The following is a 17,006-nucleotide window of genomic DNA, read 5'->3' as shown; positions in this document are numbered from 1 at the left end:
GGTGCACACATTGCACAGCCGGAGTTAGCGGCACTTTTGTCGAGGGCCTGGTGGCTGTTGCTCGCCGTTTTGTTACTGGCCGCTGCGCTCGACTTTATTACCGGCAGCAGCGTCCATGGCCTGACCGGCAAACGTACTTTACCTGGCAACCTGGCCCTGGGTGTTGAGCAGCCAATACACCTTCAGCTACACAACCAAAGCGATCGCAGCCTGACGTTTATTTTATCCGACCAGCTTCCTGCGCAATTACGCGGTCACAAGCTGCCGCTACATATTCAGTTGCATCCAGATCAGCAACTGGAAACTCACTACCTCGTACAACCCATTCGTCGAGGTCAGGCGGAGTTCGGGCAGCTGGAAGCACTAGTCAGTTCGCCATGGGCTCTATGGCAAAAATATGTCCGCCTCGGCCAGCCCCAAAGTGCGCGGGTGTACCCGAACTTTCTCGGCATATCTTCTCTGCAGTCGCTGTCCACAGAGCAAACCTTGCGGCAACTTGGTGTCATTCAGCATCAACGCCGTGGTGAGGGTCTGGATTTCCGGCAATTGCGGGAGTATCGCCGCGGCGATAGTCAGCGGCAGGTCGATTGGCGCGCAAGTGCGCGCATGCAGAAATTGATCAGCCGGGAATATCAGGATGAGCGCGACCAGGAAATCATTTTTTTACTGGACTGCGGGCGTCGTATGCGCACCCATGATGGCGACCTCAGCCATTTCGATCACGCGCTCAATGCCATGTTGCTGTCGGCTTATGTAGCCATTCGCCAGGGCGATGCGGTTGGCCTCCAATGCTTCGCTGGCAACCAAAGTCGCTTGCCGCCGGTGAAGGGCGAGGGCGCGATCAATTTACTTCTCAACCACGTTTACGATATTCATTCCGGCACCGCCCATAGTGATTACTCTGCAGCTGCAGAGCAATTACTTGCCAGACAGCAGCGACGTGCACTGGTCATTTTACTAACGAACGTGAGGGATGAAAACAGTGCGGACCTGAGTGCCGCAGTGCAGCAGCTCTCGCGCCACCACCTGGTGATGGTAGCGAGCTTGCGCGAAGGTTCCCTGGATGCACTTTTGCAAAAACCGATAGCGAATTTCGACGATGCTTTGATGAACTGTGCAGGGCGTGACTTGATTCAGCGCCGCGAGCGCTTGCTGCAGCAACTGCGGGCGCGCAACACCATTCTCGCCGACGCCTTGCCGAGAGATATGCACACCTCACTTGTGGAAAGCTACTGGCAACTCAAACGTAGCGGCAAGATGTAGAAAATATGGAGTAGCGAAGTGGATTCGGGGTGAATCAACGATGTGACGCACCCCATTTAGTGTCAGAAGCGGTAACTGAAGTTCAATGTAAGGGTACGCAAGTGCCCCAGGTCAAAGCGCACATCATCCACCCCGTCGAAGAAGTAAAAGCGTGTATCTACATCGTTGTACATGTACTCGATGGAAGTATCGAAATCCTGCGTCCACTTGTAGCGATAGCCGACGCCCGCATTCCAGTAATCGTCGTCGTAATCGTTGTTAATTTCGTAAATAAACCCATCGCGCTGGATGTTATCCACATCGAACTCGCCATAGTTCCAGCCGATCATCCAATAAAGGCACTGGATATCGCAGGTCACAGTGAAGTCGACCTTGGCGCCAACTCCCCACTGATCGATGTTTACACTGCCATCGTCGAATCCGGTGTAGCGTAATTCAACCTGCCAGATACCCGCGGCGGGGGTTACACCAATACTCGCGTATCCGGCGAAATCCTGTTCGTCATTAATCTGCAGTTCGCCGGCACCCAATCCAATACTGCCGACGATGAAGTACTCACCATTGCAGTAGCCGTCGATAGGGTTATTCCATTGCGCCAACGCGGTGCTGGAAGCGAACAGCGCGAGGAGAAATACCAAAGTTTTCATTATTTGACTTCCCTGTTTGAAAACGTCGAATCAAAACATCCTTTTTTGATTCAAAGATCCTGGCGTGAAAATTCGGGCTTTTCGGAGTTGCTAGTTACGGGAACTGAACGCATTCTGCTCGATATCGATGATTGCCCAGATACCACCGGTGAACGCGGGATTTTTACGCAGAGCTTCCAGGTCGCCGGGGGTTGGCGGTACATCACCGGCAGCATGCAAGTCGTCGAGCCGCGCAACGATGGTCTCCGCCATTTTCTGTAGCGTGAGTTCCAGAGTGTCACCGTGGCAATGGCAGTGGGGCAAATCCGGCGCGATGGCGCCGTAGCCGGCAAACTCGATATTGTGTACCACAACCGGGTAACGCATGGGCTTTCTCGTTTCAGTTAGCTTTTATCCCATCAAGCGTAGACCCAATTATTCGGAATCGAGCAAATTTCTCTGCAAAGAAAATAAATGTGCGACGTGTGTGAAAATTTTGAGAAAGCTAGCGAGGAATTCGCCCGAGTAGGGCGCGACGGGAAAAGATCATTTCCCGGTAGGTTTGTTGTAAAGAATGATCGGGTAAATGATCCGCGCTTTGCATGTCCTGCAATTGGCGCGACAGCCAGGTAATTTCAACTTGCAGGCGCTGACGCAAATGCCTGGTTTCTGTTTCGTTGACGCTTACATGGGTATTGCGGAAATTAGTCATGGCTTACCCTGCGGTTCAACCCAATGGATGGAACCGGCCACGACTATGTCAGGAATTAAGTCAAAGACGCTTAAAACAACAGCTGTGGCCGAGATACATCTTTAAGCCTAGACCAAGATGAAGGGCCTCACCGTAAGGGGAGGGTTGACGGGGCTATTTACCCCGCCAACAGTGCAGACACAATGTAATTATTCACCCAGCAACAGGGATTTCCAGGCAAAGGACTTATCGCCAATCACATAGAAGAACGGGTTCAGCAGTTCGTCCTTCTGGTTGTAACGCAGCAGCTCGAACTTGTCGTCAACCACGATACCGCCGGCAGCTTCCACCACGGCCTGCGCCGCTGCGGTATCCCACTCGCAGGTCAACGCCAGACGCGGGTACAAGTCCGCTGCACCTTCGGCCACCAGGCACAGCTTGAGGGAGCTGCCCATGTTCTTCAGGCCAGTTTCACCCAGGGAGCCCTCAATACGTTCCAGCAATGCATCTACGGCGCCGGCGCCATGGCTGCGGCTGGCAACGATTTCGATCGGCTGCTTGTCATCCAAACGCGGCTGCATGGTGCGCACAGCGATGGCATTTTCGCCGTTGGCATCACGCTTGATCGCGCCTAAGGTTTTGGCACCGGCGTAAGTGATATCCAGCACCGGCACGTGCACCACCCCCAGGACCGGTTCGCCGTTTTCAATCAGCGCCACATTCACGGTGAACTCGCCGTTGCGACGGATAAATTCCTTGGTGCCATCCAGAGGGTCGATAATCCAGTAGCGGTCCCACTGGCTGCGCTCGGCATAGGCTGGCATGTCGCCTTCCTCGGACAACACCGGCACGCCGTCCAGAAGCTGTGCCAGGGCCGGCTCGAGAATCTTGTGCGCCGCCAGATCGGCAGCGGTCACCGGGGAATCATCGGATTTGGTGTCTACCTCCAGTTCACCACTGGCGTTGTATACCTCCAGAATCGCTTCACCGGCTTCGACCGAGATCGCGATCACCTTATCCAGCAGCTCCCTGCTCACTACGTTTTCCATGATTCCCCCAATACAAAATTATTCAGTTACTGCATCGGCCACCGCCACTAATGTGGTCGGCAGTCCAAAATAGGTAAGCGGGGATTATACGTGTGCCGCGGCAGGATTTGTGGCTTGATCCGGCCGCGGCGACTAGAGAGGCCCATTTTTAGGTAGTGATCAGGTCGAGGTAGCGATCAGGCGGTGAACAGGTCTTCGATGGACAGGTAGCGCTCACCGGTGTCGTAGCTGAAGATCAATACCCGGCTACCCGGCGCCAGTTCGGCCTCTTTTTGCTTCACCGCGGCGAGCGAGGCACCGGAAGAGATACCGACAAAGATGCCTTCCTTCAAAGCGCACTGGCGCGCCATCTCGAAACTGTCTTCTTCACTCACCGGCACCGTGCCGTCCAGCGCCTCGCGATTCAGCACTTCGGGAACAAAGCCCGCACCAATGCCCTGCAGGCGGTGCATGCCCTTTTCTTTGCCCGCGATCACCTGGGATTTCTCCGGCTCTACCGCGAAGACTTTCAGCTCCGGCATCGATGCCTTCATCACCTCGGCACAGCCAGTGATATGTCCACCGGTACCAACGCCGGTAATCATGTAGTCCAGCCCCTCCGGGAAGTCCGCAAGGATCTCCTGGGCCGTGGTGTTGCGATGTGCGCTCACATTGGCGGGGTTGGTGAACTGCTGGGGCATCCAGCTGTTATCGTGTTCGGCGAGAATCTCTTCCGCCTTGGCGATAGCACCGGGCATGCCGTTTTCCTTGGGAGTGAGCACCAACTCAGCGCCCAACGCTTTCATAATCTTGCGACGCTCCACCGACATGGACTCCGGCATGGTCAGGATCAAGCGATAGCCTTTCACCGCCGCCACCATGGCCAGGCCGATACCGGTATTGCCGGAAGTGGGCTCGACGATAACCCCACCGGGTTTCAGTGCCCCGGACTTTTCCGCATCTTCAATCATGCCCAGGGCGATACGGTCCTTGATGCTGCTGCCCGGGTTAAAGCGCTCCACCTTCATCCACACTTCGATATCGTCACGGAACAGATGATTGATGCGTACGTGGGGGGTGTTACCAATGGTTTCGAGGATGTTATTTGCCTTCATCTGTCGCTCCCTGAGTCAATAAAAGGTGATGGTCTTAGTAAAAGTGGACTAGTGGTTGAAAATGTCACCATCTGTCGGATTGTACGACACGGTCATTTCGCCAATACTCGGGCAAGAATACTCCCCAAATCACCAAATATAAAAAGCTGGAGCAACTCAATGTCAGAAATAGCGATGACTTCCCCATCGACCACGACCTCCAAGTCCGCCCCTCTGGCGGTATTCGCAGTATCGGCCCTCGTGTATATCGCGCTCCGCGCTGCGGGTATCGAAGCCCTGTGGATGGCGGCACTGAAGATTGTGCCCATCGCCACGCTGTTCTGGATCGCAGCCACCTCTCTGGCCGGCCTCACCCGCACCCTAACCCTGGTTGCGCTGGCGTTCTCCGCCACCGGCGACGTGCTGCTGGCGGTGCCATTCGCCAATCACTTTGTATTTGGCCTGGGCGCCTTCCTGCTGGCCCAGCTCACCTATGCCGGTAACTTCCTGCGTGACGCTCAGGTAGGTAGCCGACGCTTTATGCTGCGCGGTACGGCCCTGGTACTGGCGGCACTGCTGCTGGGCCGCCAGGTACTGCCCGGTGCCGGCGAGCTGGCGCTGCCGGTGGCGTTTTACATTGTGGCGATTGTGTTTATGGCCCTGTCCGCGGCGGCACACCGCAGCGGCTCATCCCTGCTGTTTGCCGGTGCGGTGACCTTTATGGTGTCGGATGCGCTGATTGCCCTGGACCGCTTTGTAGACCCGGTGCCGATGGCGGGTATGTGGATCATGCTGACCTACTACGGCGCCCAGGCGCTGCTGGTGATGGGACTGATTCGCACGGATTTGGCGGCGCGGCAGGCTTGAGGGCATAATAGCCGACCATTTTTTGTGCAATTGCGGGCACCAGCCCGCGGAATAGGTTGGTTATGCTGGACTGGAGCCGGATCGATACGGTGCTGCTGGATATGGACGGCACCCTGCTGGATCTGCATTACGACAATCATTTCTGGATGGAGCACCTGCCGCTGCGCTATGCCGAGGCCAATGGCATCTCGGTTTCCGAGGCGCAGCAGCTGGTGATCGAAATGACCGACGAGTTGCGCGGCACCCTGGACTGGTACTGCCTGCGATATTGGTCGGACGTACTGAAGCTGGATGTGCTGGCGATCTACCGGGAGATCGAGGATCGCATTGCAGTGCGCCCGCACACCGACAATTTCCTGCGCAGCCTGCGCACCATGAAAAAACGCGCTCTGCTGGTCACCAACGCACACCCGGACGGCTTAAGTCACAAGCTGGCCATTACCGGTATTGATCAGTGGCTGGATGAGATTGTCTCGTCCCACGATCTGGGACACGCGAAAGAAAGCACGCTGTTCTGGCACTCATTACAGGAGCGCCAACCGTTCAACCCAGAACGCACCCTATTTGTGGATGACAACCTGCATGTGTTGGGCGCGGCGCGAGATTACGGTATCGAGCACTTGCTGTGTATCCGCCAGCCGGACAGCAAAAGTCCGGCGCGGGAGATTTCCGAATTTCCGGCGATTCATGATTTTGATGAGATTCTTCGGGCGCCTTAGCTTCTTTTATGAACTCGGCGTTACCTATTGTGGCGGCCGGGTACCGGGTAAGGCTTTTCAGGACCGCTGCGAGTACATCCATGTACGCTGCGTCGCAAACGTCCCTGTTTGCGACGCTCCTGAAAAGCCTTACCCGGCACCCAGCCTTCGCATCTGACCTTTTTGCTTCGACTGTTGTTTTGAGTATTGATGGATAAAGTTCGTATTGATAAGTGGCTCTGGGCTGCTCGTTTTTTTAAGACCCGTAGTATCGCCAAGCAGGCTATCGAAGGCGGCAAGGTGCATGCGGGCGGCCAGCGGGTAAAAGCCAGTAAAGAAATCACCGCCGGCACCTTGCTCACCATTCGCCAGGGCTGGGATGAACGCGTGGTGGAAGTTATTGCGCTTTCGGACCAACGTCGCGGCGCAGACATCGCGCAAACGCTGTATCGCGAGACGGAAGAAAGTATTGCTAAGCGCGAGCAATTTGCCGCCGATCGCAAGGTAAATAACGCGACCATTTCGCATGAACGGCCAAACAAAAAACAGCGCCGGCAGATTCATAGATTCCTGCAAGAATCACAGGACTGAGTACAGATGTGAAATGCGAAGGCCAAGTCGCGGGTGGAGCTTTTCAGGAGCGTCGCAAACAGGAAGTTTGCGCCGCAGCGCCCAGGGATGGGTTCACAGCGGTCCTGAAAAGCTCCACCCGCGACTTGGCCGCCACACAGGTCCAATGAGCCCATCAGAGCGTACCGAACACAGCCAGAGCACAAACCCGCCAAAGTGCTAAACTGCCCCAAACTAACGAATAATCAAGACGCGACGCCGCAATGAAACACCTGCTGACTCTTTGCCTGCTGATTCTCTGCTTTTCCCAGATCGCCCACGCGGACAACCGCGAACGCGAGCAGCTCAAGCGCTCGATTATCAAGATCTACACCACTGCCGCCGCACCCGACTACTTCAACCCCTGGGCCCTGCTCAACGCCCAGCAACTGTCCGGCTCCGGCGCCGTGATCGACGGTCAGCAAATACTTACCAACGCCCACGTCATCGCCAACGGCAGTTTTATCCAGGTGCAGCGCCACGGCGATGCGCAAAAATTCCGCGCGCGGGTCAAGTTCGTATCCCACGACGCCGACCTGGCGCTGCTCACGGTGGACGATGAAAGCTTCTTCGACGACACCCGTCCACTGGCACTCGGCAACCTGCCAGACCTGCAGGAAGAAGTGACCGTCTACGGCTACCCCATCGGCGGCAAATCCCTCTCCATCACCCGCGGCGTACTGTCACGGGTTGAGCACCAGTACTACGCCCACGCCGAAAGCTACCTGATGGCCGGCCAGATCGACGCCGCCATCAACCCCGGCAACAGCGGCGGCCCGGTAATTTCCGGCGGTCGTATTGTCGGTGTAGCGATGCAGACCAATCACAGCGCCGGTGCCGAGAACCTCGGCTACTTCGTGCCACCCAGTGTGATCAGTCACGTGCTGGAGGACGCCGAAGACGGTGTGCACCAGGGCTTCCCTGAATTGGGAGCGGTGACCCAGAGCCTCGAGAGCCCGTCGATGAAAGCCGCAGCCGGGCTGGCGCCGGACCAGGAAGGCGCGCTGGTTGTGCGTGTATTTGCAGATGCACCAGCGGCACAAGTATTGAAGCCGGGCGATGTGCTGTTGCAGGTGGACGGCTTTGATGTGGCCGCCGACCGCACTATTGAATGGCGTGCGCACCAGCGCACCAATTATCACTACGCGGTGGACCAGTATCACGTGGGTGATGAGCTGCCGGTGCGGTTTGCCCGCGGTGGCGAGATCCTCGACGAGACGATCACCCTCGCCGCCACCCCGCCATCGCGCTCCCTGGTGCAGGGTGAGAAGTTTGACCAGCGCCCGCGCTATTACATCTACGGTGGTGTGGTGTTTGTGCCGCTGAATATGAACCTGATCAAGCGCTGGGGTAACAACTGGCACTCCAAGGCGCCCATCGAATACCTGCACGCGCGCAACCAGTGGTCCAGCCCGGACCAGCAGGAACTGGTGGTGGCTCTGAAGGTGCTGCCGGCGCCGGTGAACCTGGGCTACCACGACTGGAAAAACTGGATTATCGGCTCGGTGAACGGGGAGAAGATTCACGACTTCCAGCAGTTCGCGCAGCTGATGGAAAACAGTAAAGACGGCTTTGTGGAGCTGAAAGACAGTGCCGGTTACCGCATGGTGCTGGACTCCGCCGCCGCCCGTGAGCAGCAGCCGCTGATTTTGCAGACCTACCAGATTCCCGAGCGCCACTCCCTCGGCCTGTTCGGCGCACTGGCAGAAGGTGCGGATGAACCGGCAGCTGACGCGGCAGAACTGGGGCAGGTAGAATAGACGCCTCTCATCCCGGTTGCCGGGTTGAGTGTGATAATCGCCTCAGGGAGGAGCCGTGAATAATCGTTCATGCCTTTGCGCTCGCTGGCTTACGCCATGCTTGCTTGCGCTATGCGCATTCACTGTTATCTCGGTGAACGCCGGTGAGCTATACCGCTGGGTCGACAAGGACGGCAAGGTGCACTTTGGCGACCGCCCTCCGGTGGAGGCAGAAGCGGAATCGCTGGAAGGCCAGCTCAAACCGGTCAACAGCGCCGATCCTACCAGACGTCAGGACTTCCCCAACAACACGCGCAAAAACCAGATCGATCAGGAATACGCCGCGCGCAAGCAGGCCGAAAAAGCCAAGCAACAGCGTGCGCAACAGAGAGCCTGCGACTACGCCCGCAAGCAGCTGAAGATTCTGAAAGGCCCGGTGTACTTCGTGGATGCGGAAGGCAACGAATCGACCATCAGTGAGCGCGAGCGGGTCGCGCAGGCGCGCAAGCTGGAATCCCAGATCCGCAGAAACTGTGGCTAGCGGGCAGCGCTGGGCATTATCGCCCGCCCTGCACTCCAAACCACTTTTCTAAGCAACGTTTCCAAGCCACTTTTCCAAGCCTCTTGCCTAATCCACCTTTCGCCAAGCGCCGCCCCTCCCAAAGCACACTACTCTTCGCCGTCACCGTAGGGCTATAGTGACAATAAGGTGGCATTTATCGCATTTCGCGCACGCAGCGCCTAAAATCGCCTCCCCCAAAACCTAGCGAGGCAAACATCATGTCGGATCAGTTGGAACGCTTTATCTTCTCCAAGCACGATATACGGGGCCAGGTGGTCACGCTTACCGATGCTTACCGGGAGGTACTGGAGCACAACCAACTACCGTCGCCGGTACAGAAACTGCTGGGCGAATTCCTTGCGGCCTCCTGCCTGCTCGCCACCACGCTGAAATTTGAGGGCATGCTGATGCTGCAGGCCCGTGGCGAAGGCGATGTGCCGCTGCTGGTGGCGGAATGCAGCCATCAGAGCGATGTGCGCGGCCTGGCGCGTGTGGCCGAGGGTGCGGAAATTGCCGAAGATGCCAACCTGCGCGATCTGGTGGGCAATCGTGGCACTCTGGTGATCACCGTCGACCCGCAGCAGGGCGAACGTTACCAGGGCATTGTGCCGCTGGAAAAGGAGACCCTGGCGGAGTGCCTGCAGGATTACTTTACCCAGTCCGAACAGCTGCAAACCCGCTTCTGGATCGAGACAAGTGCGGATACCGTGGGCGGTATCATGCTGCAGGTGTTGCCGGGCAATAACGCCGCCAGTGCCGCAGAAAACGAAGACGCCTGGGAGACCGGTGTACAGCTCGCCTCCACCGTTACCGCCGAAGAGCTGCACAGCGTGCCCCACGATGAACTGCTGTTCCGCCTGTTCCACCAGATGGAGCCCGCCACGCTGGGCACCACCAACATCCGCTTCAAGTGCAGCTGTTCCGCCGAGCGCAGCGCGCGCGCCCTGATCGCCATGGGGCCAGAGGACGTATACCGCCTGCTGGAAGAGCAGGGTGGCGAAATCACCGCTGACTGCCAGTTCTGCAATCGCACCTACAAGTTCGATCGCGACAAGGTAGAAGAGCTGTTCAACGCCCCGCCGCACACCCTCCATTGATCTGATTTATGCCGGCACCTGCGCCGGCGCAGAAAATTCCGCAAACGCGCCCCCGAGGCGCGTTTTTTGTGCCCGCTGCCTAGCCGCTGCCCACCCCGAGAATTCGCCCCCGCTTTGTAGTGAAAACTACAGAACACCCAATATTCTCCAAAACTATGAAGTAAAAAAACTACATCACTGTGTTGAATAAATTTTCGCGAAAATTTCCCCAAATAAACCGTTTTTCGCTCAAAATTTATACGGATGTTCCTGTGAAGAGATTTTGAAGTTTGCAATAATGCGCGCGCCAGCCGGCCGGTCGCGCAACGTAACCACGACTGTTGGTCGCGAACTCAGGTGGCACCCCCTACTATTTATTTCAGTGATACAACTTCAATGGGTAATAAGCGAATGGCACAGCAAAACGAGACGGTGCAGGCGTTCTCCAACCTCTCCGCAGCGCAATTAGTCGAACAGGCACTGCAGCGTGGTGAGGGTCACCTTACGCACACCGGCGCACTGCTCGCAGTTACCGGCGCCCGCACCGGCCGTTCTCCCGCAGACCGCTTCGTGGTGGAAGAAGCCTCTACCGCCGACAGCATCGAATGGGGCAATGTGAACCGCCCCTTCCCCGCAGACAAGTTCGATGCTCTGTGGAGCCGTGTCGAAGACTTCGTCTCCAGCCACGACAGCTTTGTTCAGCAGCTGCACGTCGGCCAGGACGAGAATCACTATATCCCGGTGAAAGTCACCACCCAGACCGCGTGGCACAACCTGTTCGGCCGCAACATGTTTATCCGCGCCGAAAAGTACAACCCCAAGGGCAAAGAAGAGTGGCGCATCCTGCACGCGGCCAACTTCGAATGTGACCCGAGCCGCGACGGCACCAATTCCGAAGGCTGCGTGATCATCAACTTCGCCCAGCGCAAGGTACTGCTAGCGGGTATGCGCTACGCCGGCGAGATGAAGAAGGCCATGTTCTCCGTGCAGAACTTCCTGCTGCCGGAAAAAGACGTAATGCCGATGCACTGTGCCGCCAACGTGGGCGAAGATGGCGATGTGTGCCTGTTCTTTGGCCTGTCTGGCACCGGTAAAACCACCCTGTCCGCAGACCCGGCGCGCTACCTGATCGGCGACGACGAGCACGGCTGGGCCAAGGGCGGCGTGTTCAATATGGAAGGTGGCTGCTACGCCAAGACCATCAACCTGAGCCAAAAGAACGAGCCGGTCATCTGGGACGCCATCCGCTTTGGCGCCATCGTTGAGAACGTGGTGACCGACGACGCCGGCGTGCCGGACTACGACGACACCAGCCTGACCGAAAACGGCCGCTGCTCCTACCCACTGGAACACGTGGAAATGCGTCAGCTGGAAAACCGCGCCGGCGAGCCGAAAAATGTGATCTTCCTGACCTGCGACGTCACCGGCGTACTGCCTCCGGTATCCATACTGTCCAAGGAAGCTGCGGCTTACCACTTCCTGTCCGGCTACACCGCGCGTGTGGGCTCCACCGAACTGGGCGCAGAAGCGGGCATTCACCCCACCTTCTCCACCTGCTTCGGCGCACCGTTTATGCCGCGTGCACCGCGTGAATACGCCGACCTGCTGATGAAGCGTATCGAAGACTTCGATTCCAAGGTGTACTTGGTCAACACCGGCTGGACCGGTGGCTCCGGCGACAACGGCAAGCGCTTCCCGATTCCGGTAACCCGCGCCGTGGTTGCGGCAATCCAGAGCGGCGCGCTTGAGAACGCACAAACCGAGCACCTGGACATCATGAACCTGGACATCCCCACCGAAGTACCGGGTGTGGACAAGTCCTACCTGAACCCGCGCAATGCCTGGGCCGATCAGGCGGCCTACGACGCCGCTGCCAGCAAGCTGGCCGGCCTGTTTGCCGAGAACATCGAGAAGTTCGCGGTAAGCGATAACGTTAAGGCGGCAGGGCCCAAGGCGTAAAAGCCACCCGCGACAGCCCACCACTGCAGGCAGTGCCAATCGGCGCTTCCTGCACAAAAAAGGCGACCATTCCGGTCGCCTTTTTTTGTGGGCAACATTTGCGCCACGGCAGCTATAGTGAGTAGAGGGACTGTTTTTGCGCCGGCACTCCGTGCGCAACGACCGTCATTGGTTCCGACTTACGGTTAGCACAGATGCCATTGGGCAATCCATTTTCCAAAGCAAAGCGTCGCTACGAGCACCTGCCGCCCAACCAGCAAACCAACTGGTGGGTGGTCGTGGGCATCGTCGCGCTACTGCTGTCACTACTGCTGACACTGTGGCTGTACCTCCAGTACCAGGCGGTGGAAAAGCCGTATTACGAACTCAAGGGCTACCGGGTAGCCGACGATGACAGCCTCAAGGCCTTCCTGCGCGAGGGCAATAACCGTCGGACCCTGCGCCAGCTTTCCGACTTCCTGAATCAGTCCGGTGTGGGTGATACCACCAAAATCCCGAACCTGTTGCGTCAGGGCTCCGACTGGCTGGATATCAAAGAGCCTCCCTTCGCCATACCCCCTGAAGAGTACTGGCCGAATATGGTGGCGACCCTGAAGCTGATTCGCGACGAAGTCGTGCCCGTTATCGGCCCGGTGGATATCGTGTCGGCGTTTCGCACCGACGATTACAACCACAAGGCCGGCGGCTCCAAAAAGAGCAAGCACAAGAGCTTTTGTGGTGTGGATCTGGTGCCGCGCTCGAATATTGGGCGCAAGGAATTGGTCGAGGAGTTAACCAATCTGCACACGCGCCTCGGCCCCGACAGCAATATGGGGCTCGGCCTGTATAGCGGTGTGCGTTTTCATGTGGACACCTGCGGGTTTCGTCGTTGGTAGTTGTTTCAATGGTTCAGAGGTTAAGTAGTAGCGCCTATGGATATCAAAGAAAGCGCCGATCACGAGTACATCGATATTCATATTGAACGCCGGCGCGTTATCTGGATCGTCGCGGGGCTGCTGATCGCATCACTGGTACTGGTGGTGCTGACGGCAGAAAAGGCCCGTGAGCTGGCGGAGCGCATCGTGAGCCCGGTTGCGCACATCGAACCCGAACCGGTGATCGTCGACCCGGATGTGCCAATGATTTTCCGTATCAAGGGCTACACCGCAGCGACTGGCGCAGCGTTTGAGCGCTTTCTGGAGGAGGGGGACAATCGCGCGCGCTTCGAAAAACTCGAGCGTTTTTTGAAGCTCAATGAGGTCGATGAAGTTGTGCCGCCTTACGAGTTGATGCGCCAAGGCACCGACTGGCAGAAAATTGGCGAGCCACCCTTTGCGATACCACCCGAAGATACCTGGGAAACCATGGTGGACACATTGCGGGTGATGAAGGATTACATTATTCCGACCATCGGCCCGGTGATTGTGCTGTCCGGTTGGCGCACGCCCAGCTACAACGCCAAGGCCGGCGGCGCGCGCACCAGTAAACACCTGCATTTTTGCGGTCTGGATATGATTCCCGAGGATGAATACACCCGCAAACAGCTGGTGCCAAAATTACGCCGTATCCATCGAAAAGTCGGACGCAAGTGGAATATGGGCCTGGGGATCTACAGCGGCATTCGCTTTCATGTAGACACCTGTGGTTATCGCCGCTGGTAAAGGTCACTGGTAAAGCCTGTGGCGATCTGCTTTCATAGCAGGTTCAACATTTGCCACTCGCGACACGCAGTAACAACAGGGAAATACCAGTGCAGGAAAAGCTGGAACGACGCTCGTTTATTTTTACTCTCGCACTGGTGACCATCGCCTTTGCGTTGATGCTACAGCCATTTTTCATCGCCATTTTCTGGGCCTGTGCGGTCGCGCTGATTTTCTACCCACTGTATGTTTACCTGTGCAATCGCTTCCCCAAGTGGCCTAACCTGTGTGCCCTGCTGACGCTGATCCTGTGTATCGTGGTTGTGGTCATTCCAGTATTGCTGGTGGCCAGCTCATTTATCAGTGAGGTAGCAAACCTCTATCAAAATGTTCAGTCCGGCAAGGTCAACCTGGGCGCTAAAGTCGAAGAAGTAAGAGCCGCATTCCCCGGCATCAACGCCGCGCTGGAACGGGTCGGCATGAACTTTGACGGCCTGAAGGAAAGTCTGCTGGGTGGCCTGATGAGCATCGGCAGCCTGATTGCCAAAAATGCCCTCGCACTCGGCCAGAACACGCTGAATTTTTTCGTCAGTCTCGGCCTGATGCTGTACCTCACCTTCTTCCTGATTCGCGACGGCAGCTCGCTGGTAGATCTGCTGATTCGCGCGCTGCCGCTTGGCGATGAACGCGAAAAACTGCTGCTGGCAAAGTTTGCCGAGGTTACCCGTGCGACCATTAAAGGCAACCTGGTAGTGGCTGTTACCCAAGGCACGCTCGGCGGCATCATTTTCTGGGTGCTCGGGTTACCAGCGCCACTGTTGTGGGGTGTGGTAATGACCGTGCTGTCTCTGCTACCTGCGGTGGGCGCGGCAATTATTTGGTTTCCCGCGGCGCTGTATCTGTACGCCACCGGCGACGTGATCAAGGCCACCGTGCTGATGCTGTACGGTGTACTGGTAATCAGCCTGGTGGACAACATCCTGCGACCAATTCTGGTAGGGCGTGACACCAAACTGCCGGATTACATGGTGCTGTTTTCCACCGTTGGCGGCCTGATGCTGTTTGGTATCAGCGGTTTCGCCATCGGCCCGCTGCTGGCGGCGCTGTTTATGGCGTTCTGGCAAATCTTTATGCGGGAGTTTCTCGGCGACACCGGTACGCTGTCACCGCCGCAAACTGCGCAGCTGCCCGAAGTGGAGGCCAATGCCGGGGTATCTGACCGGGACGGCTAACGCACCAATCCAGATTGAACTTCTCAGCGTAATGTCTCAGGTATTCCCTGAATGTCTTATCGCAACTGAGGTAAACGATGATTAAAGCGCTCGCCCTGTTCTTCACGGTTTTACTGGCCATCAGCGGCTGCAGTGCGCCGAGTATCGAATCCTATGCGGATAAGACGCCACGGTTTGTGGCCGAAGAGTTTTTCTCCGGGCCGATGAAAGCCTACGGCGTGGTGAAAGACCGCAGCGGCGCAGTCACCCGCAAGTTCGTCGCCGAACTGAATGGCAGCTGGGAAGACGGCCGCGGGATCTTGCGGGAAAAGTTCGAGTTCGATGACGGCGAGATTCAGTATCGCAACTGGGTGATGGTGCCGAATGCACAAGCGTCGGTGGGGCCGGTGCGCGCCTTTACCGCCACGGCAGAAGATGTGGTGGGCGAATCCACCATGCGCACCGCGGGCAATGCGGTATTTATGCGCTATGTACTGCAGGTGCCCTACAAGGGGCGCACCCTCGATCTCAATGTCGACGACAGGATGTATCTGGTGGCACCAAATATCCTGATCGCCGAGTCTAAGCTGAGCAAGTGGGGCTTTAATGTGGGCGAAATTCAGCTCACCATCGTCAAATAATCACTATTGCCGTTGGTTGGTCATGCGCTCTGCCAAAGCGCGCATGGGCTCCTGATTAACCACCAGCAAGCCCTCACCCGCGCGATCCAGGTCGGCGATCAATAAAATCACCAGCGCAAACGCAAGTGCCAGGGAGATCGCGACTGGCGCGGAGCCCCGCGCATTGATCCCCAGCTGTACGCCCAGCCCAAATACCGCCAGCGCGCTGATGGTATAAAGCGCGGCCCAGATGGCCCCAGGGATCTGATAAATCAATCCGACCTGAACCCGCTTGGAATGCAGGTCAATCACCTCGTTCAACGACTCATAAAACGCTCTTACATGTATCGCGTTCACCGCGTCATTGTCCTGACTGCTACCCAGCAGCTGCCACAGCGCGCCATGAATCTCTTCGCTGCGCACCATTGCCTCGAAGGTTTCCGCCATACTGCGACGGGTCGGGTCGGTGCTACGCACCTCGGCGTATTCTCTAAGCAGTTGCCGTACCTGCGCACGCTCGGCCGCCGGTAAAAAATCGGCGCGCAAAAACGTCGTTTCGATGGCATTGACCTCATCCAGCAACAACGCCTTGCGTTCGCTAAAACGCTCCGAGGTCATATTGAATGTGAGCGCGAGCATAAACGCGAGCAACCCCAGCATGGCCGCGACGGCGCTGCCAATGGAGCTATCCTGCTGATCGGCGCGCTGGCGCGCTAACCGGTGGCCCACCAGGTAGCCGCAGGATAGCGCCAGCAGAATCAGCAGCACGGATATGAGGTAGATAATCGAGAGCGGTAATGTGGTGAGAAAGTTGAACATTTACGCTTGAGTCAGGCAGAAATCGTTAAGCCACTCTCAAGTCTGGATCATTCCAATGCGCTCTGCACACACAGCAAGCGAGTCTCAGGCCTTTTTGACAAACTCTGACTTGAGTTTCATGGCGCCAATCCCATCAATTTTGCAATCGATATCGTGATCGCCTTCCACCAGGCGGATGTTCTTTACCTTGGTACCTACCTTAACCACCAGTGACGAGCCTTTTACCTTCAGGTCCTTGATCACCGTCACCGTGTCGCCGTCCTGCAGCGCGTTGCCGTTGGCGTCGCGAATAGTCAGGGCCTCGTCATCTGACGCATCCGCGGCGCTCCATTCATGTCCGCACTCCGGGCACACAAACAGGCCGCGGTCTTCATAGGTGTATGCGGAGTTGCACTTCACGCAATTGGGTAATTCGCTCATAGCTTTGGATACATCTTGTGGCAGGAAATTGAGGATAGCGGGTTTGCATTGGCGCTAGCATAGCGACCAGGGGCCCCGCTGGGAATACGGGGCGCGACCTGGATC

At 57.2% G+C, this 17,006-nt stretch carries 19 protein-coding genes; 12 read left to right on the top strand and 7 right to left on the bottom strand.

The genetic code is table 11. The features are described 5' to 3' along the window. The first annotated feature begins 36 nt into the window (after nucleotides 1–36). A complete protein-coding gene (locus KUV22_RS11485; RefSeq protein WP_222231258.1) occupies nucleotides 37–1,263 on the top strand; it encodes a DUF58 domain-containing protein in 1,227 nt (408 codons plus the stop codon). Between the two features lie 62 nt (nucleotides 1,264–1,325). On the opposite strand, the gene KUV22_RS11480 is transcribed toward KUV22_RS11485, so the two are convergent. The 5 genes from KUV22_RS11480 to cysK all read right to left on the bottom strand — a co-directional run bounded on the left by KUV22_RS11480 (nucleotide 1,326) and on the right by cysK (nucleotide 4,723). Beyond that, nucleotides 1,326–1,910: an outer membrane protein gene (locus KUV22_RS11480; RefSeq protein ID WP_222231256.1), complete on the bottom strand. Its 585-nt coding sequence runs from the start codon at nucleotides 1,908–1,910 to the stop codon at nucleotides 1,326–1,328. 90 nt (nucleotides 1,911–2,000) lie between these two features. Further along, on the bottom strand, nucleotides 2,001–2,276 hold the full coding sequence (locus KUV22_RS11475; RefSeq protein WP_222231254.1) for a type II toxin-antitoxin system HicB family antitoxin: 276 nt from the start codon (nucleotides 2,274–2,276) through the stop codon (nucleotides 2,001–2,003). A 118-nt stretch (nucleotides 2,277–2,394) separates the two neighbouring features. Then, on the bottom strand, nucleotides 2,395–2,601 hold the full coding sequence (locus tag KUV22_RS11470; RefSeq protein WP_222231252.1) for a hypothetical protein: 207 nt from the start codon (nucleotides 2,599–2,601) through the stop codon (nucleotides 2,395–2,397). 188 nt (nucleotides 2,602–2,789) lie between these two features. Next, nucleotides 2,790–3,629, bottom strand: a complete 840-nt coding sequence (cysQ, locus tag KUV22_RS11465; protein ID WP_222231250.1) for a 3'(2'),5'-bisphosphate nucleotidase CysQ — start codon at nucleotides 3,627–3,629, stop codon at nucleotides 2,790–2,792. Nucleotides 3,630–3,805: 176 nt separating this feature from the next. Further along, on the bottom strand, nucleotides 3,806–4,723 hold the full coding sequence (gene cysK, locus KUV22_RS11460) for a cysteine synthase A (RefSeq protein ID WP_222231248.1): 918 nt from the start codon (nucleotides 4,721–4,723) through the stop codon (nucleotides 3,806–3,808). Between the two features lie 159 nt (nucleotides 4,724–4,882). On the opposite strand from cysK, the gene KUV22_RS11455 reads away from it, so the two are divergent. The 11 genes from KUV22_RS11455 (at nucleotide 4,883) to KUV22_RS11405 (ending at nucleotide 15,683) form a co-directional block, all read left to right on the top strand. Then, the gene (locus tag KUV22_RS11455) at nucleotides 4,883–5,569 is read left to right on the top strand and encodes a lysoplasmalogenase (RefSeq protein WP_222231246.1); all 687 of its coding nucleotides are present in this window, start codon (nucleotides 4,883–4,885) and stop codon (nucleotides 5,567–5,569) included. Between the two features lie 62 nt (nucleotides 5,570–5,631). Beyond that, nucleotides 5,632–6,288 (top strand): GMP/IMP nucleotidase, encoded by a 657-nt coding sequence (yrfG, locus tag KUV22_RS11450; RefSeq protein ID WP_222231244.1) that lies wholly within the window; start codon nucleotides 5,632–5,634, stop codon nucleotides 6,286–6,288. 189 nt (nucleotides 6,289–6,477) lie between these two features. Next, complete coding sequence (locus KUV22_RS11445; protein ID WP_222231242.1) at nucleotides 6,478–6,858, top strand: RNA-binding S4 domain-containing protein; 381 nt, start codon at nucleotides 6,478–6,480, stop codon at nucleotides 6,856–6,858. Between the two features lie 242 nt (nucleotides 6,859–7,100). Further along, nucleotides 7,101–8,636 (top strand): S1C family serine protease, encoded by a 1,536-nt coding sequence (locus KUV22_RS11440; RefSeq protein WP_222231240.1) that lies wholly within the window; start codon nucleotides 7,101–7,103, stop codon nucleotides 8,634–8,636. A 55-nt stretch (nucleotides 8,637–8,691) separates the two neighbouring features. Beyond that, complete coding sequence (locus KUV22_RS11435; RefSeq protein WP_222231238.1) at nucleotides 8,692–9,156, top strand: DUF4124 domain-containing protein; 465 nt, start codon at nucleotides 8,692–8,694, stop codon at nucleotides 9,154–9,156. Nucleotides 9,157–9,395: 239 nt separating this feature from the next. After that, on the top strand, nucleotides 9,396–10,274 hold the full coding sequence (gene hslO / locus KUV22_RS11430; RefSeq protein WP_222231236.1) for an Hsp33 family molecular chaperone HslO: 879 nt from the start codon (nucleotides 9,396–9,398) through the stop codon (nucleotides 10,272–10,274). Nucleotides 10,275–10,664: 390 nt separating this feature from the next. Then, nucleotides 10,665–12,212, top strand: coding sequence for a phosphoenolpyruvate carboxykinase (locus KUV22_RS11425; protein WP_222231234.1), 1,548 nt, complete (start codon nucleotides 10,665–10,667; stop codon nucleotides 12,210–12,212). Nucleotides 12,213–12,406: 194 nt separating this feature from the next. Further along, on the top strand, nucleotides 12,407–13,087 hold the full coding sequence (locus KUV22_RS11420) for a D-Ala-D-Ala carboxypeptidase family metallohydrolase (RefSeq protein WP_222231232.1): 681 nt from the start codon (nucleotides 12,407–12,409) through the stop codon (nucleotides 13,085–13,087). 36 nt (nucleotides 13,088–13,123) lie between these two features. Next, on the top strand, nucleotides 13,124–13,852 hold the full coding sequence (locus tag KUV22_RS11415) for a D-Ala-D-Ala carboxypeptidase family metallohydrolase (RefSeq protein ID WP_077407599.1): 729 nt from the start codon (nucleotides 13,124–13,126) through the stop codon (nucleotides 13,850–13,852). Nucleotides 13,853–13,941: 89 nt separating this feature from the next. Then, a complete protein-coding gene (locus KUV22_RS11410; protein WP_222231230.1) occupies nucleotides 13,942–15,063 on the top strand; it encodes an AI-2E family transporter in 1,122 nt (373 codons plus the stop codon). Nucleotides 15,064–15,140: 77 nt separating this feature from the next. Then, nucleotides 15,141–15,683 (top strand): DUF3833 domain-containing protein, encoded by a 543-nt coding sequence (locus tag KUV22_RS11405; RefSeq protein WP_222231229.1) that lies wholly within the window; start codon nucleotides 15,141–15,143, stop codon nucleotides 15,681–15,683. Nucleotides 15,684–15,686: 3 nt separating this feature from the next. Here the strand turns inward: KUV22_RS11405 and KUV22_RS11400 are convergent, their stop codons facing one another. Together KUV22_RS11400 and KUV22_RS11395 are read right to left on the bottom strand one after the other, a co-directional pair. Beyond that, a complete protein-coding gene (locus KUV22_RS11400) occupies nucleotides 15,687–16,481 on the bottom strand; it encodes a bestrophin-like domain (RefSeq protein ID WP_222231227.1) in 795 nt (264 codons plus the stop codon). 84 nt (nucleotides 16,482–16,565) lie between these two features. Then, the gene (locus tag KUV22_RS11395) at nucleotides 16,566–16,901 is read right to left on the bottom strand and encodes a zinc ribbon domain-containing protein YjdM (protein WP_222231225.1); all 336 of its coding nucleotides are present in this window, start codon (nucleotides 16,899–16,901) and stop codon (nucleotides 16,566–16,568) included. Between the last annotated feature and the right edge of the window lie 105 nt (nucleotides 16,902–17,006).

Origin of the sequence: Microbulbifer agarilyticus (assembly GCF_019800665.1) — a bacterium.
In the GTDB taxonomy this organism is placed as follows: Bacteria; Pseudomonadota; Gammaproteobacteria; order Pseudomonadales; family Cellvibrionaceae; genus Microbulbifer; species Microbulbifer agarilyticus_C.
This window is presented reverse-complemented; position numbering and strand designations above follow the sequence as displayed.

Excerpts from the sequence above, each read along its gene's own strand:
- KUV22_RS11475 (WP_222231254.1), bottom strand. The coding sequence starts at position 2,276 with ATGCGTTACCCGGTTGTGGTACACAATATCGAGTTTGCCGGCTACGGC.
- hslO (WP_222231236.1), top strand. The coding sequence starts at position 9,396 with ATGTCGGATCAGTTGGAACGCTTTATCTTCTCCAAGCACGATATACGG.
- KUV22_RS11420 (WP_222231232.1), top strand. The coding sequence starts at position 12,407 with ATGCCATTGGGCAATCCATTTTCCAAAGCAAAGCGTCGCTACGAGCAC.
- cysQ (WP_222231250.1), bottom strand. The coding sequence starts at position 3,629 with ATGGAAAACGTAGTGAGCAGGGAGCTGCTGGATAAGGTGATCGCGATC.
- KUV22_RS11480 (WP_222231256.1), bottom strand. The coding sequence starts at position 1,910 with ATGAAAACTTTGGTATTTCTCCTCGCGCTGTTCGCTTCCAGCACCGCG.
- KUV22_RS11415 (WP_077407599.1), top strand. The coding sequence starts at position 13,124 with ATGGATATCAAAGAAAGCGCCGATCACGAGTACATCGATATTCATATT.
- KUV22_RS11455 (WP_222231246.1), top strand. The coding sequence starts at position 4,883 with ATGTCAGAAATAGCGATGACTTCCCCATCGACCACGACCTCCAAGTCC.
- KUV22_RS11425 (WP_222231234.1), top strand. The coding sequence starts at position 10,665 with ATGGCACAGCAAAACGAGACGGTGCAGGCGTTCTCCAACCTCTCCGCA.
- KUV22_RS11405 (WP_222231229.1), top strand. The coding sequence starts at position 15,141 with ATGATTAAAGCGCTCGCCCTGTTCTTCACGGTTTTACTGGCCATCAGC.
- cysK (WP_222231248.1), bottom strand. The coding sequence starts at position 4,723 with ATGAAGGCAAATAACATCCTCGAAACCATTGGTAACACCCCCCACGTA.
- KUV22_RS11445 (WP_222231242.1), top strand. The coding sequence starts at position 6,478 with ATGGATAAAGTTCGTATTGATAAGTGGCTCTGGGCTGCTCGTTTTTTT.
- KUV22_RS11395 (WP_222231225.1), bottom strand. The coding sequence starts at position 16,901 with ATGAGCGAATTACCCAATTGCGTGAAGTGCAACTCCGCATACACCTAT.
- KUV22_RS11440 (WP_222231240.1), top strand. The coding sequence starts at position 7,101 with ATGAAACACCTGCTGACTCTTTGCCTGCTGATTCTCTGCTTTTCCCAG.
- KUV22_RS11470 (WP_222231252.1), bottom strand. The coding sequence starts at position 2,601 with ATGACTAATTTCCGCAATACCCATGTAAGCGTCAACGAAACAGAAACC.
- yrfG (WP_222231244.1), top strand. The coding sequence starts at position 5,632 with ATGCTGGACTGGAGCCGGATCGATACGGTGCTGCTGGATATGGACGGC.
- KUV22_RS11400 (WP_222231227.1), bottom strand. The coding sequence starts at position 16,481 with ATGTTCAACTTTCTCACCACATTACCGCTCTCGATTATCTACCTCATA.